Raw genomic sequence first — 14,203 nt, forward strand, 5'->3', positions numbered from 1 at the left:
CGCCGAACGTGAAACTGGTTTCACGCTCGGCGACGAGCTAGCGGCTGCGTTCGCCGGGCAGCGCACGCCCGGCCGCGTGGCGGGCGGCGACGTAGCCGAACACCATCGAGCTGGCGATGCTCGCGCCGGCGCCCGGATAGGTCCGGCCCATCACCGTCGCGGTGTTGTTTCCGGTCGCGTAGAGGCCCCCGATCACCTGGTCCTTCTCGTCGAGCACCTGGGCGTACTCGTTGGTGATCACGCCGCCGCACGTACCGACGTCGGCCGGTAGCACCCTGGTCGCGTAGAACGGCGCCCGGTCCAGCGGGCCGACGGCGGCGTTGGGCCGATACCCGGGATCACCGACGCAGTCGTTGTAGGCCGACTGGCCACGGCCGAAGTCGGGGTCGAGCCCTTTGGCCGCAAACTTGTTGAAGCGCTGCACTGTTCGTGCCAACTCGTCGGCGGGCAGTTCGGTCAGGCGGGCCAATTCCTCGACCGTGTCGGCACGCTTGACCGCGCCGGACTCGATGAGTTCGGCCGGCAGCTGGGTGTTGCGCTTGAGCGGGTTGACGCTGGTGACGTAGCGACGCACGTAGCCGTCGTCGAAGACCATCCAGCAGGGCACCGCCTTGTTGGCGTACATCGCCTTGCCGACCTCGACGTAGGAATTGGACTCGTTGCAGAACCGCCGGCCGGTGGAGTCGACGTAGATGGCGCCCGGCCGCTGACGCCCCGAGCCGAGCGACGCCGCGACGACCCGGTCGGGCAGGAAAACCGAAGGCAGCCACCAGGCTTCGTCGAGCAGATCGACTTTGGCGCCGAGTTCCATGGCGTTCTGCAGGACCTCACCGGTGTCACCGGCGTTGGCGATCGACCACTTGGCGTCGTTGGGCTGGTCGCCGCTGTACTTCTGGCGCATCTCGGCGTTGTGCCCGAATCCGCCTGCGGCCAGCAGGACTCCCTTGCGGGCTTCGACATTGACCGGTTTGCCGTCGTGGACGATGCGCGCACCCACCACCCGACCGTCCTCGACGATGAGGTCGTCGAAAGCGGCATTGATCCACAGCGGCGGCCGGCCATCGGTGACGTCCATCAAAGCCTTGAGCATCTGACCGATCAGCGATGCACCGTTGGTCAGGATCTGCCGTCGACGTGCCCGGCCCGCGGCCGTGCGCAGGAAAACCTTGGTGGCCACCGCGAAAGCCTTTGGCGCGCGGTTGAAATACTGCACCGACCGAAGCTCGTTGGTCAGCACGGTGAAGCCGTAGTTCTTGGCGAGCGACGGCTGCACCTTGTCGTGCCAGGCGCCCAGTTCGGCCGCGTCGAACGGGATGCCCTCGACAGCGCGGCCGGCGGCGTTGCCGCCCTTGTGATTCGGGTAGTAGTCACTCCACCCGGCACACCGGATCAGCTTGACGCCGCGGCGAATCAGGAAATTGATCATCTCGTAGCCCGCGGTCAGGAACATCTCGCGTCGTTCGGGTGACGACGCCGCGCCGATCTCCCCCACCACGTCGGCAAGGTAGGCGAGGCCGTCCTCGTGCGAATCGGCGATGCCGTCGGCCCGCATCAGTGGATTGTTGGGTAGCCACACGATTCCGCCGGACAGCCCCGTCGAACCACCAACCAGGGCTTGCTTTTCCACGATCAGCGGCTCGAGGCCACTGTCCAGTGCGGCCAGGCCGGCGACCATGCCGCCGCCGCCGCTACCGGCGATCACCAGGTCGACCGACCGGTCCCAGTGCGTGGTCATTGCGCCTCCGAGGTGAAGCCCAGATCGGCGATCGGGACATCGATGGTGGTGTTCGTCTTCTGGATCGCCGGCACCAGCTTGTCGTAGGGCAGACCGGCCAGGAAGCCGTCGACGACGCGCTCGAAGTTCGAGATCAGCCCCTCGATCTGACCCGAAAGCCGCATGTAGTCAAACCCTTTGGAATGCAATCCCTTCTGCTGCCTGGGCAGGTTGGAGAAGTCTTGAGCAGGGATCGGTGGCCAGCGCGGGTCGTCGGGCGCCAGCGGCTCCGGCGGCGTCGGCCTGCCGGTGGACTGGTCATCGGGCATCCGGGTCAACGACCAGATCTCGAACAGGGTCTCTTCCGGGCCGAGCGGCCTGATCCGGTAGGACGAGGCGCTGCTGTAGGTGGGCAGGATGAAGTGGTGCGGGAACGCGAATCCGATCGCGTCGGTGATCCCCCGGCGGATCAGGTCGTTCAGGTCGGGCATTGCGCTGCCCCGGGCCCGATGCCAGTCGACCACCGCGTCGTTGAGTGCGCTGCGCCAGCCGGCCAGCGCCTGGGCCGGGTCCGAGGGAAGCTGAAGAGTTTGCATGCCCTCGGCGATCCGGATGTCGTTCTCGTGGGTCATGCCGCCCATGCCGTCGCCCAGTGTGCGCATGAAATACAGGCTGCTGGCCACCACGGGATGCACGGCCTCCGAGGAACTTCCGGTCGACGCCGACGGCAACAGCTGCGGATGCGTCTGCGGAACGTGGTAGCCCTCCATGAACGCGGCGGTCGCCAGTTTCCAGTTCACCGGCAGCCGGCAGGACTGCCACCACTCGACGCGCAGAGATTCGACCTTCCAGGCGTCGTAGATCGAGGCGAACGGCTCCATCCATTCCCGCAGCGGCGGGGCGTCGTCGTCGAGGTTGATCCAGACGCAGCCGCCCCACAGCTCGCTTTTGACCCGGACCAGTTCCAGCTCGTCGGGCGCCATGTTGTCCTCGGCGAAGGCTTCGGGCCGCAGCACGAACGTGTTGCGGCCGTCGATCCCCCAGCACCAGCCGTGGAACGGACAGACGAACGTGCGCTTAGCCCCGGGAAGAGAGCCGTTGCCCTCCACCAGCTTCACCCCGCGGTGACGGCAGGCGTTGTGGTAGGCGCGGACCGTGTCGGCGTCGACCCGCACCACGATGATCGACTGGTCCAGGATCTCGTACTCGACGAAGTCCCCGACTTTCGGAATCTCCTCGAGCCGGCACGCCATCTGCCAGACCCGCGGCCAGAACAGCTCCGCCTCGGCCGCGTAAAAGTCGGAATCGTAGTAGCGCTGCTTGGGAATCCGGCTCGGGTCCGCCACGGCCAGGGGCACCGGTAGCGGTGTCCAGCTCACATCAGCTCGCGCGCTCATCTGGTTGTCCTTGTCAGCTTCATACGATCCTGGACGCCCGCCCCTGCCAATACCGCTCCCGGATACGACGTTTGTAGAGCTTGCCGTTCGGATCGCGGGGCAGGACGTCGAATTCGATTGTGCGCGGGCACTTGTAGCCCGCGAGGTGGGTTCGGCAATATTCGATGAGCTCGGCTGCCAGCTCGGGACCCGTGGCGACGCCGTCGGCCGGCTCGACGACCGCCTTCACCTCTTCGCCGAACTCGTCATTGGGCACGCCGAACACCGCGGCGTCGACCAGTTTGGGATGCATGGTCAGCAGGTTCTCCGCCTCCTGCGGATAGATGTTCACCCCACCGGAGACGATCATGAATGTCGAACGGTCGGTCAGATACAGGTAGCCGTCGTCGTCGACGTAGCCCATGTCCCCCAGCGAACGCCAGCCACGATCGTTGGACACCGAGGCGGTCTTGGCCGGGTCCTTGAAATACTCGAACTTCGGCCCGCCTTCGAAGAAGAGCTCACCGGTCTGCCCGACCGCGACCTCCTGTCCGTCGTCACCGACCACATGCACCGGTGACATCGGGATGCCGACCGAGCCCGGATGAGCCAGCCACTCCTGCGGCCCGATCGTGGTACCGGCGAATCCTTCTGTCCCGCCGTAATATTCGTGGATGATCGGGCCGAACCAGTCCATCATCTGCTGCTTGACGTCGACGGGGCACGGCGCCGCCGCGTGGATGACGCACTCCAGGCTCGACACGTCGTAGCGCCGGCGGACCGCCTCGGGCAACTTCAGCATCCGAACGAACATCGTCGGCACGAACTGTGCGTGGGTTACCCGATGCGCCTCGATCAGGCGCAGCACGTCCTCGGCATCGAACCTGCGCATGATGATCGCCGCAGCGCCGACCCGATTGACCGCCATCGTGTAATTGACCCCGGCGGCGTGATACATCGGCGCCGGCGACAGGTACACGCTCGAAGCGCTCATGTCGTACTTGTGGATCAGCGCCAGCTCCAGCACCGACTGCGCCCACGAGCCGTTGCCGTCGGTCGGCAGCGGCCGCCGAACGGCTTTGGGTCGACCCGTGGTGCCCGACGAGTACAACATCTCCGACCCGTCCGACACCGGCGGCGACTCTCCGCCCGCGGCCATCGCCTCGTCGTAGGACTGCCAGCCCGGCAACGTCCCACCGACCGCGACGTTCACCTCGACGCCGGCGTTGGCGCTGCGCAGATGCGCCGCAAGCTCACGCATCGAGGCCTCGACGAAGACCGCTTTGGCATCGGAATCGTCGATGACGTAAGCAACCTCGTCGGGGGTGAAGTGAGTGTTCACGGCAGTGTAATAGAGCCCGGAAAGCTGGCAGCCCCAGGTGATTTCGAAGAACTCCGGCCTGTTCGACAGCACCAGGGCGACGCCGTCCCCGGGGCGCAGTCCTGCGCTGTGCAGCGCCGCGGCGACCCGCTGACTACGGGCGTACAGCTCGCCGTAGGAGACCACCTCGCCGTCAGACATGACCAGCGCCGGCGACGGGCCGGCGCTGACCGCGTGCTCGGCGATGTTCACAGCGGGTCCTACCTGTTAGGCGGAGGGTGCGCCGTCGGTCGATGCCGCCGCGGCAGCTTGGCGACGGGCGTGCTCGGACGGCAGCACCTTGTCCTTGAACACCGTCTGGATCAGCTGCTGGACGTCCTTGCTGATCGAGGCGAGCGCGACGAGGTCGTTGGAGCTCTGCCAGTGCACCCGCATGCCCATCAGCTCCCAGGCGCGCTTCAAGTTGGCCTTGGTCAGCATCAGCGTGGTCAAAGGAGCCTGCGCGATGTGGCGGGCGATCGCGTCCACCCGGTCGTCCAGCTCCTCCCGCTTGACCACCTCGTTGACCAAGCCGACCTCGAGCGCCTTCTTGGCGTCGATCACCTCGGCGGTGAACAGGTAATAGGCCGCGCGGCGCCAGTTCATGAAAACCCATGGCTCGATCGAACATTCACCCGAAGGCATGCCGAACCCCTGCAGGGGCGGGTAGGAGAAGTAGGCGTCCTCGGAGGCGATGACGATGTCGGTGGTCAGGCCCATGTGCGTGCCGCCGCCCACGCAGTAGCCGTGCACTTGTGCGATGGTCGGCTTGGAGAACTCCCACAGGTTCAGGGTCGGTTTGACGAACAGATCCGACTGCGCCTTCCACGGGTGGCCGGTCACCATGGCGTTCTTGACGAACTCCGGGTAGTCGACGGCGTTGTTGCCGATCGCGTGCCCGGAGCAGAAGCCCTTGCCGTTGGCCTTGAGTACCAGCACCTTGATGTCGTAGTCGCGGTCGGCGTCGAGCAGCGCGGCGTCGACTTCCTCGGCCAGCTTCTGGTCCTGCGCGTTGGCCTTCTCCGGCCAGTTGAGGGTGATCTTGGCGATCGGGCCATCCTTCTGGTAGATGATCCGTTCGCGAGTTTCGTTCAGGTCCATGTGTTTTGCCCTTCTGTTCTGACGTGATGAAGCGTTATGCGGTGATGACGCCGATTTCTGCGCCGATGGCGTAGGTTGTGCCGATCTCTCCGGTCCACTGCACGGTGCCCGATGCCCCGGCTTCGATTTCCTGCTCCACCTTCTCGGTGGCGATCACAAAGATCGGTGTGCCCTCGTCGACGTGTTGGCCGTCGGGAACAAGCAGGTCGGTCAGCTCGGCCTCGGAGACGGCGACCGACACCCGGGGAATGCGAATGACGAAGTCAGCCATGGGCTCCCGCCCGCTCCAGAGTTCGCTGCGCGGCGTCGACGATGCGCTGCGGCGACGGGTACACCTGCGCCTCGAGCGCTGCCGCCGCGGGACTGGGCACGAACCTCGCCGCGACCCGCTCGACGGGTGCGGCAAGCTCCCCGAAGAGTTCGGCTTGCAGGATTGCCGCGATCTCCGCCCCCGGGCCGGCGAACTGCACGGCGTCGTGCACGATGACCGCGCGGCGGGTGCGGCGGACGGATTCGACGATGGTGTCGACGTCAAGGGGCACCAAAGTGCGCAGGTCGACGACCTCGGCGCTGATGTCCTGACCGTTCAGGGTTTCCGCCGCGGCCAGCGCGTCGTGGACGGCACGTCCGTAACTGATCAGCGTGACGTCGTTGCCGGGCCGCTTGATGTCGGCCTGTCCCAAGGGAATCCGGAAACCGGGGTCGAGCGGGACCGGGCCCTTCTTGCCTTGCAGCCGAATCGTCTCGATGAACAGGCACGGATCCTCGTCGAAGATCGCCGACGCCAGCAGACCTTTGCCGTCACGCGGGGTGGACGGCACGATCACCTTCATGCCCGGGATGTGCATGAACCATGCCTCCAGGCTTTGGGAATGCGTTGCGCCGGTGGCCAACCCCGCGTAGACCTGGGTGCGGATGGTGATCGGCGCGGTGGTCCGCCCGGCCGTCATGAATCGCAGCTTGGCCGCGTTGTTGATCAACTGGTCCGCGGCGATACCGATGAAGTCCATGATCATGATCTCGGCGACCGGCAGCATGCCGTCGATGGCCGCGCCGATAGCGGCGCCGACGATCGCGGCTTCCGAGATCGGGGTGTCGAGCACCCGGTCGTGGCCGTACTTCGTCGACAGCCCTGCCGTGGGCCCGGACGCGCCGGGGTCGGCGATGTCCTCGCCGAGCAGGAACACCCGCTCGTCGGACTGCAGGGCCTGATCCAATGCGAGGTTGAGCGCCTCGCGCATCGTCATCTCTTTGTCGTCCATGCCTTTACACCGGATACCTGATCGGAGTTGCGTACACGTCGTGATCGAGTTCCTCGATCGTCGGCGACTCGGCGCTCATCACGGTCTGCAGTGCGGCCTCGACCGTTGCCAGCGCCTCGCTGTCGATGCCGTCCAACTCGGCCTCGGTGCAGATGCCCGTCTCGGCGAGGTGCGACCGGAATTTCGGCACCGGGTCGGCATCCATCGCCGCGGCCAGCTGCTCCTTCGGGATGTACGGCATCCGGTCGCCGAAGTAGTGACCGCGAAAGCGGAACGTGACGCACTCGATGAAGGTAGGCCCGCCGCCGCTGCGCGCTCGCTGAAGTGCCTCGTCGAGAACGGCTTTCACCGCCAGTGGGTCGTTGCCGTCGACGCGCACCCCTCGCATGCCGTAGCCGGCCGCGCGGTCGGCTACGTGCTCGATCTTCATCGTGTCACCGGTCGGAGTCATCTCGGCGTAGAGATTGTTCTGGCATACGAAGACCATCGGAAGATCCCACAGCGCAGCCATATTGGCCGCCTCGTGGAATGACCCGGTGTTGGTTGCTCCGTCGCCGAAGCTGACCACCGTGACCCGGTCGAGCCCCTTGCGCTGGGCCGACATCGCCAGGCCGACCGCCACCGGCGGCCCGGCTCCGACGATCCCGGTCGACAGCATCACCCCGTTCTCGGGTTTGGCGATGTGCATGGTGCCGCCCTTGCCGCGGCTGGCGCCGACCACGCGTCCCATCATCTCGCCGTAGATCTCTTCGAGCGGTACGCCTTTGCCGATCAGGTCGTGCAGGCCGCGGTACGTCGTGACCAGCTGATCGTCGTGCCGCAGCGAGGCGCCCATCGCGGCCGCGATGGCCTCCTGCCCGCGCGACGGCCAGTACACGCACATGAACTCGCCGGTGCCGATGCCTTTGGAGAGCCGGTCGTCGGCGGCCTTCATCAGCACCATCAGCGCGTAGAGGCGCCGCTGGACGTCCGCTGAGACTTCGGTCGCCGCCGTCACTTTGGGTAGGACCCAATCTCCCGGTACACCTTGGGAATTGGCGGCGGGTTGTCCATGCTCAGATACTGCAGCGACGACATCTTGCCGCTGGCACCGAGTTCGCCGAGTTTCTGCACGACTCCGTCGAGGTCGTCACAGTCGAGCTCGTAGACGGCGACGAACGGACCGTCGCCATCCGTCGGCGCGAACCGGCGCGCCGAGACGATGCCGTCCACCGAGCAGATCTCGGCCAGATGGGTGTCGTTGTACCAGTTGTGGTACTCCTCCTCGAGGTCCGAGGACACCGGCATGGTCTGCAGGTAAATGATGCCTTTAGCCATTGCGCCACTCCTCCTCATCGCTACGCTTTTCGCTACGCTCTGCATCGTCGCTGGCGGTAGCCATTGCGCCACTCCTCCTCGTTACATGTCGTCGTCAACTGCCCGACCACGGCTTCACCTTCAGGAATCCGCCACCGTCGACACGAAGTTGCTGGCCGGTGATGTACCGAGCGGCATCGGAGGCCAGGAACAGCACCGCCTCGCTGATGTCTTCGGGTTCGACGTAGGGAATCGGCATGGCCTGCACCAGCGGGAAGATCGGTTCGGCATCCTCGCGGGTCGGGTTGGGTAGGTCCGGCCGGAAGGCCCGGTACATCGGGGCGCTGTGCAGCATGTCGGTGTTGACGTTCGTCGGGTGCACCGCGTTCATCCGGATCGAGAACGGCGCCAAGGCGCGGGCGAAGTCGTTGACGTAGTGCGCGGCAGCGATTTTCGCGAACGCATAGCCGGCACCACCCGGGCCGCCGTCGATACCGGTGGTGTTCATCGACGACATGAACGCGGCGTTGGACCCGATCACGATGATCGACGCGCCGGACTCCAGGTGCTTGAGGCTGGCGTGCACCAGGTTGAGCACACCGCCGAGGTCGACGTCGACCGCGTCGGCGAAGGCCTGGGCCGGCAGGCCGGCCGTCAGCGGGCAGATCCCGGCGTTGGCGACGACGATGTCGAGACGTCCCAGCTCGGCCACGCCCCGGTCGATTGCGGCGGCGAGCGCGGCGCGGTCCCGGACGTCGGCGATCTGGGTGACGATCCGCTGACCTTCTTTTTCGACGAGGCGGGCGGTCTCGTCGAGGTCTTCGGGCCGCGCGAGCGGGTACTCATTGGTCTCGATGTCTTCGCACAAGTCCACCGCGATGATGTCGGCGCCCTCGGCGGCAAGCATCCGCGCATGCGAGCGTCCCTGACCACGCGCGGCGCCACTGACCACCGCGACCTTGCCCGCCACTCTGCTCATAGCCGATCCCCTCTCATGCGCTCAACAGCGCGACCTACATTGGCGCTCAACACATTCGGCACGGGAGTAGACGTTGGCAAAAGTCGTCGCAGGCGCGGCAGGGGCGCTGATCCGAACCGGATGAGCGTTCAACTCCATCGCTTCTCTTCCACGACTGCGTCATTGCAGGACAGGCCGACCAAAAATCTATCGTATCTATTCTACTAAAGATAGGAAAGACACCGAAATGGTGCACGGAGGACCGCGCCGACGCAGTCCTGTAGCCTGCCCTCGAATACCGTCTGGTAGAGGGGAATCTCATGACTTCCGGCGTCGAGCAGTTGGAGTTTCAGGCCGAGGCGCGCCAACTCCTGGATTTGATGGTCCACTCGGTGTACTCCGACAAGGACTCGTTCCTGCGGGAATTGATCTCCAACGCCTCTGACGCGCTGGACAAGCTGCGCATCGAGGCCTTCCGCAACAAGGACCTGGATGTCGACACGTCGGATCTGCACATCGAGATCGACGTCGACACCGAAGCCCGCACGCTGACGATTCGCGACAACGGCATCGGCATGACCCGCGCCGAGGTGGTCGACCTGATCGGCACGCTGGCCAAGTCAGGCACGGCCGAGCTGCGCCAGCAACTCAAGGACGCGAAGATCGCCGCGGTGTCCGAGGAGCTGATCGGCCAATTCGGCATCGGTTTCTACTCGACGTTCATGGTGGCCGACAAGGTCGTGCTGCTCACCCACAAAGCCGGCGAGAGCGAGGCCATCACCTGGGAGTCGAGCGGCGACGGCACCTACACGATCGGGGCGGTCGACAACGCCCCGCAGGGCACGTCGGTCACCCTCCACCTCAAGCCGGTCGACGCCGAGGACGCGCTGCACGACTACACCTCGGAGTGGAAACTTCGCACGCTGGTCAAGAAGTACTCCGATTTCATCGCCTGGCCGATCCGAATGGAGGTCGAGAAGCGATCAGGAGAGGGCACCGACGACGAGACCGTCACCACCGAGGTCGAGACGCTCAACTCGGGTAAGGCGCTGTGGGCCCGGCCGAAGGACGAAGTCTCCGACGAGGAGTACAAGGAGTTCTACAAGCACGTCGCCCACGCCTGGGACGAACCCCTCGAGGTCATCTCGATGAAGGCCGAGGGCACGTTCGAATACCAAGCGCTGCTGTTCATTCCGTCGCGGGCACCGCTGGACCTGTACGAACCGGACGCCGGCACGGGCGTGCAGTTGTACGTCAAACGGGTGTTCATCATGGGCGACTTCGACCAGCTCATCCCCCGCTACCTGCGCTTCGTCAAGGGTGTCGTCGACGCCCAGGACCTGTCGCTGAACGTCTCGCGCGAGATCTTGCAACAAGACCGTCAGATCAACGCGATCCGGCGGCGGCTGACCAAGAAGATCCTGTCGACCATCAAGGAACTGCAGACCGAGCGACCGGACGACTACCGCACCTTCTGGGGCGAGTTCGGCAAGGTCCTCAAAGAAGGCTTGATGCGCGACTTCGACAACCAGGAGACGTTGCTCGAGATCTCCTCGTTCGCGTCGACTCACAACGAAGACCAGCTCACCACGCTGGCCGAGTACGTCGAGCGGATGAAAGACGGCCAGCGGCAGATCTTCTACGCCACCGGCGAAACGCCCCAGCAGATTCTCAACACTCCCCATCTCGAGGCGTTCAAAGCCAAGGGCTACGAGGTGCTGCTGCTCTCCGACACCGTCGATGAGATCTGGCTCGGTTCGGTCACCGAATTCGACGGCAAGCCACTGCAGTCGATCGCAATGGGCGACGTCGACCTCGACACCGAGGAAGAGAAGTCCGAGCACGAGGCCGAGCGCAAAGAGCAGGAGGAGAACTTCGCCGACCTGCTGACCTGGCTGTCCGAGACGCTGGGTGAACACGTCAAGGAGGTGCGGCTGTCCACTCGCCTGACCGATTCGCCGGCCTGCCTGATCACCGACGCGTTCGGCATCACCCCGTCACTGGCCCGCATCTACCGCGCCACCGGCCAGGACGTGCCGGTCGGCAAGCGAACCCTGGAGATCAACCCGACCCACCCGCTGATCACCGGTCTGCAGCAGGCCCACAAAGACCGCGGCGACGACCCGACGAACGGCGAGACGGCTGAATTGCTCTACGGTGCAGCACTTCTCGCGGAGGGCAACTCACCCGAGGATCCGGCGCGGTTCGCCGACCTGCTGGCGAACCGGCTGGCGCGCACGGTCTAGCGTCCGGCCTTGCCGTGCTTGACCTGGTTGAACGGCACCCCGCGGTCGGCGGCGTACTCGCGGGGGAAATTCAGCACCCGCTCGCCGATGACGTTGCGGGCCAACTCGCTGGTGCCGCCGCCGATACAGACCGTCTGACGGGACAGGTAGCGCAGGCCGGTCTCCAGGCCCGCCCCCTCGGCGCCGACGACGCCGGCGGTTCCGGTGATGGCCAAGCTGGCGTCCATCTCCAAAGTGACTGTCTCGGCATGGAATAGCCGCAGCAGGGTCCCCGCCGCCGGCGGCAACGAGCCGTCGTTCACGCTGCGGAAGACGTGCGCGCCCAGTTGATCGCTGACCGCGCGGTGCACCAACGCACGCCCGGCGATCTCCCGCACGCGCTCGTTGTCGGACTGCCCCGTCGTGGCCGCCAGTCGCACATAGTTCACCGGTGTCGACCGGCCGCCCTCACTGCCGCTGCCGCTGGCGAATTCCGAGCCCATCCCGACCGCGCGGCGCTCGTGATAAAGCTGGCGCGAGGCCACCGTCCACCCGTCGTCGACCTTGCCGATGACGGCGTCGTCACCGACGTCGACGTTGTCGAGGAACTCCTCGCAAAATTCGGTCGACCCGTTGAGTTGGGTGATGCGCCGCATCGTGATTCCGGGATGCTTGATCGGCACCAGGAACATGGTCAACCCGTCGTGCTTGGGCACATCCCAGTTGGTGCGCGCCAGGCACAGACCGTAGTCGGCTCCGAATGCGCTGGTGCTCCAGGTCTTTGCGCCGTTGAGCACCCACCGGTCGCCTTCGCGGTCGGCGCGGGTCAGCACACCGGCGAGGTCTGACCCCCCGCTGGGCTCGGACAACAGCTGAACGAGTACCTCGTCGCCCCGCAGCGCCGCTCCGATGCGCTGCCGCTTGATGTCCTCGCTCGCGGTGTCCAGCAACGTCGCACAGCAGATGGTGAATGTCGGGGTGTTGAGGATCAGCGGCATCTCATAGCTGAGGCTCTCGTCGTTGAACGCCTTTTGATACTCGTAGTCCAGACCCAGGCCGCCGTACTCGCGCGGAAAGCAAATGCCGGCGAATCCGCCGTCGTAGAGCCGCTTTTGGAGCTCGCGGGCCCGCTGCCATCCGCTTTCCTCGTCACGGTGCGCGGCCGGCGGGTGCGCCGGGTCGATCGGCGGCATGTTCTCGGCCAGCCACACCCGGGCACGGGCCCGGAATTCGTCGATGGATTCGGCCTCGACGGTCGCGGCGGTGCCGGTGTGCGACGTCATCAGGCGGACCTCGGCGCCTGCTGTCCCGCCTCCTGCAACGCATACACCCGAAGGTTGTGCTCCTCCGGTGTGCCGAACATGGAGCGGTACAACGCCGCTCGGCGAAGATAGAGGTGCAGATCGTGTTCCCAGGTGACACCGATTCCGCCGTGCATCTGCACGCAGGCTTGGATGATCTCGGTGGCCATCTCGCCGACGTAGGACGCGGCGATGCTGGCCGACAGCGACGCGTCCGCCGAGCGGCTCGAGATCGCCGTGACCGCCGCGGCGGTGGTGGCCCGGCACGCCTCCAACCACATCTTCATGTCGGCGAAGCGGTGTTTGAGCGCCTGGTAGGACGCGAGCGGGCGGCCGAAGCTGTGCCGGTCCAGTGCCCACGCCACGGTGAAGTCGAAGACGGTCTGCAGAATGCCGACAACCTCGGCGCACTGCAGCACCTGAGCGATCTGGCTCTGCCGGTCGAGCAGATCGACCCCGACTACCTCCGCGGCCCGGTCGACCTCGACTCCGTCGAATTGCACGCGGGCGTACTGCTTGACCATGTCGATCGACTGCTGCGGTTCGATCTGCACACCGGATGCGTCGGTGGGCACCAGGAATTGGCGCGGGCCGTCGTCGGTGCGGGCCACCACAAGCAGCAGGTCGCTCTGCGCGCCGGCCTCCACGCGGTCCTTGACACCGTCGATCCGGTAACCCGAGTCGGTCGCGGTCGCGGTGACCGAGGGCTCATGCGGCGCCCACCCTCGGCCGGGCTCGTACACCGCCCACGACGCAATGGCCTCGCCGCCGATCAGCGCCTCGATGGTGTCGGCATGAGATTGCGGGTCGGCGGAATCCACCAGCGCCGCAAGCACAGTGCTGACCGGAAACAGCGGGCCGGGTGCCACCGTCTTGCCGAGTTGTTCGGCAACCATCGCCAGGTCGGCGACGCCGTCACCGGAGACACTGCCGCCACCGAGTTCCTCGGGAACGAGCAACGCCGTCCACCCGAGTTCGGCTGCTCGCCGCCACCAGGCCGGTTCGAAGGACACCCCTTCGGAGTGCAATCCCCGCACCCGCGTCAGCGGGACCTCTTTTTGGAGAAACGCTTGGGTGGTGTTGGCGAAGAGTATCTTTTCGGGGGAATCGACGGCAGTCATGATGTTGGCGAAGACCTTCCTGGCCGTGCGTCCCAGTCGCTGGTCGCGGTGACCCGATGGTAGCAATGACCAATACCGTAAGAGATACCGGAGTTCAATCGATAATGACGTTGAGAAGTCGTGGACACCGTGGCTGACGAGGTCGACGGCCCCAAGGATCCCGTCAAGGCGAAGGCCGATGCGCTCGCGTTGGCTGAGCAGGCCGAGGCCGAAGCCGCCGAGGCCGAGGCGCTCGCCGCGGCCGCGCGTGCCCGCGCCCGCGCCATCAAGCTGCGGCGTGAAGCGCAGGCCCAGATCGAGGCTGCCGCGGCGGCCGAAGCTGAGGCGGCTACCGAAACCCGGGCAGCGGAGGCCGAAACCAAAACGGCGACCAAAACCCCGGCGGCTACCGAAACTCCGGTGGCCGAGACCGAAGCCAAGACCGAAGCCGGCCCCGGCGCCGACGAAACGCCGGAGGCCGCCGAGGAGGTCGAGCAGCCGACCGAGACC

Annotated in this window: 13 protein-coding genes; 2 read left to right on the top strand and 11 right to left on the bottom strand. The window is 65.9% G+C overall.

Translation table 11 applies throughout. The features are described from left to right. Window positions 1–37: 37 nt before the first annotated feature. The 9 genes from CYU59_RS13775 to CYU59_RS13815 form a co-directional block, all read right to left on the bottom strand. The gene (locus CYU59_RS13775) at window positions 38–1,735 is read right to left on the bottom strand and encodes an FAD-binding protein (protein WP_292990392.1); all 1,698 of its coding nucleotides are present in this window, start codon (window positions 1,733–1,735) and stop codon (window positions 38–40) included. Then, window positions 1,732–3,093 carry an aromatic ring-hydroxylating dioxygenase subunit alpha gene (locus tag CYU59_RS13780; RefSeq protein WP_292990424.1) on the bottom strand — a complete coding sequence of 454 codons (1,362 nt, stop codon included), beginning with the start codon at window positions 3,091–3,093 and terminating at the stop codon, window positions 1,732–1,734. The genes CYU59_RS13775 and CYU59_RS13780 overlap by 4 nt, the downstream gene beginning before the upstream one ends. Window positions 3,094–3,130: 37 nt before the next feature. Then, window positions 3,131–4,663 carry an acyl-CoA synthetase gene (locus tag CYU59_RS13785; RefSeq protein WP_292990394.1) on the bottom strand — a complete coding sequence of 511 codons (1,533 nt, stop codon included), beginning with the start codon at window positions 4,661–4,663 and terminating at the stop codon, window positions 3,131–3,133. Between the two features lie 15 nt (window positions 4,664–4,678). Then, the gene (locus CYU59_RS13790; RefSeq protein ID WP_292990396.1) at window positions 4,679–5,551 is read right to left on the bottom strand and encodes an enoyl-CoA hydratase-related protein; all 873 of its coding nucleotides are present in this window, start codon (window positions 5,549–5,551) and stop codon (window positions 4,679–4,681) included. A gap of 34 nt (window positions 5,552–5,585) precedes the next feature. Then, a complete protein-coding gene (locus CYU59_RS13795; protein WP_292990398.1) occupies window positions 5,586–5,822 on the bottom strand; it encodes a biotin/lipoyl-containing protein in 237 nt (78 codons plus the stop codon). Next, on the bottom strand, window positions 5,815–6,813 hold the full coding sequence (locus CYU59_RS13800) for a pyruvate dehydrogenase complex E1 component subunit beta (protein ID WP_292990400.1): 999 nt from the start codon (window positions 6,811–6,813) through the stop codon (window positions 5,815–5,817). The genes CYU59_RS13795 and CYU59_RS13800 overlap by 8 nt, the downstream gene beginning before the upstream one ends. Window positions 6,814–6,817: 4 nt before the next feature. Then, window positions 6,818–7,810 (bottom strand): thiamine pyrophosphate-dependent dehydrogenase E1 component subunit alpha, encoded by a 993-nt coding sequence (locus CYU59_RS13805; RefSeq protein ID WP_292990402.1) that lies wholly within the window; start codon window positions 7,808–7,810, stop codon window positions 6,818–6,820. Beyond that, complete coding sequence (locus tag CYU59_RS13810; RefSeq protein ID WP_292990404.1) at window positions 7,807–8,130, bottom strand: DUF4286 family protein; 324 nt, start codon at window positions 8,128–8,130, stop codon at window positions 7,807–7,809. Before CYU59_RS13810 ends, CYU59_RS13805 begins: the two co-directional genes overlap by 4 nt. 94 nt (window positions 8,131–8,224) lie before the next feature. Next, a complete protein-coding gene (locus tag CYU59_RS13815; protein WP_292990407.1) occupies window positions 8,225–9,088 on the bottom strand; it encodes a mycofactocin-coupled SDR family oxidoreductase in 864 nt (287 codons plus the stop codon). Window positions 9,089–9,387: 299 nt separating this feature from the next. On the opposite strand from CYU59_RS13815, the gene htpG reads away from it, so the two are divergent. Beyond that, complete coding sequence (gene htpG, locus CYU59_RS13820; protein WP_292990409.1) at window positions 9,388–11,313, top strand: molecular chaperone HtpG; 1,926 nt, start codon at window positions 9,388–9,390, stop codon at window positions 11,311–11,313. On the opposite strand, the gene CYU59_RS13825 is transcribed toward htpG, so the two are convergent. After that, window positions 11,310–12,575: an acyl-CoA dehydrogenase family protein gene (locus CYU59_RS13825; RefSeq protein ID WP_292990412.1), complete on the bottom strand. Its 1,266-nt coding sequence runs from the start codon at window positions 12,573–12,575 to the stop codon at window positions 11,310–11,312. The two genes, htpG and CYU59_RS13825, sit on opposite strands and share 4 nt — an antisense overlap. Then, entirely contained in the window at window positions 12,575–13,714 is a 1,140-nt protein-coding gene (locus tag CYU59_RS13830) for an acyl-CoA dehydrogenase family protein (protein ID WP_292990414.1), read from the bottom strand. The genes CYU59_RS13825 and CYU59_RS13830 overlap by 1 nt, the downstream gene beginning before the upstream one ends. Window positions 13,715–13,834: 120 nt before the next feature. On the opposite strand from CYU59_RS13830, the gene CYU59_RS13835 reads away from it, so the two are divergent. Next, window positions 13,835–14,203 (top strand): hypothetical protein (locus tag CYU59_RS13835; protein WP_292990416.1); only part of this gene is annotated, 369 nt, incomplete at its 3' end.

The sequence above is a fragment of the Mycobacterium sp. genome (genome assembly GCF_002863225.1).
Classification (GTDB): domain Bacteria; phylum Actinomycetota; class Actinomycetes; order Mycobacteriales; family Mycobacteriaceae; genus Mycobacterium.

Excerpts from the sequence above, each read along its gene's own strand:
- CYU59_RS13790 (WP_292990396.1), bottom strand. The coding sequence starts at position 5,551 with ATGGACCTGAACGAAACTCGCGAACGGATCATCTACCAGAAGGATGGC.
- CYU59_RS13800 (WP_292990400.1), bottom strand. The coding sequence starts at position 6,813 with ATGGACGACAAAGAGATGACGATGCGCGAGGCGCTCAACCTCGCATTG.
- CYU59_RS13810 (WP_292990404.1), bottom strand. The coding sequence starts at position 8,130 with ATGGCTAAAGGCATCATTTACCTGCAGACCATGCCGGTGTCCTCGGAC.
- CYU59_RS13815 (WP_292990407.1), bottom strand. The coding sequence starts at position 9,088 with ATGAGCAGAGTGGCGGGCAAGGTCGCGGTGGTCAGTGGCGCCGCGCGT.
- CYU59_RS13830 (WP_292990414.1), bottom strand. The coding sequence starts at position 13,714 with ATGACTGCCGTCGATTCCCCCGAAAAGATACTCTTCGCCAACACCACC.
- CYU59_RS13795 (WP_292990398.1), bottom strand. The coding sequence starts at position 5,822 with ATGGCTGACTTCGTCATTCGCATTCCCCGGGTGTCGGTCGCCGTCTCC.
- CYU59_RS13825 (WP_292990412.1), bottom strand. The coding sequence starts at position 12,575 with ATGACGTCGCACACCGGCACCGCCGCGACCGTCGAGGCCGAATCCATC.
- CYU59_RS13775 (WP_292990392.1), bottom strand. The coding sequence starts at position 1,735 with ATGACCACGCACTGGGACCGGTCGGTCGACCTGGTGATCGCCGGTAGC.
- htpG (WP_292990409.1), top strand. The coding sequence starts at position 9,388 with ATGACTTCCGGCGTCGAGCAGTTGGAGTTTCAGGCCGAGGCGCGCCAA.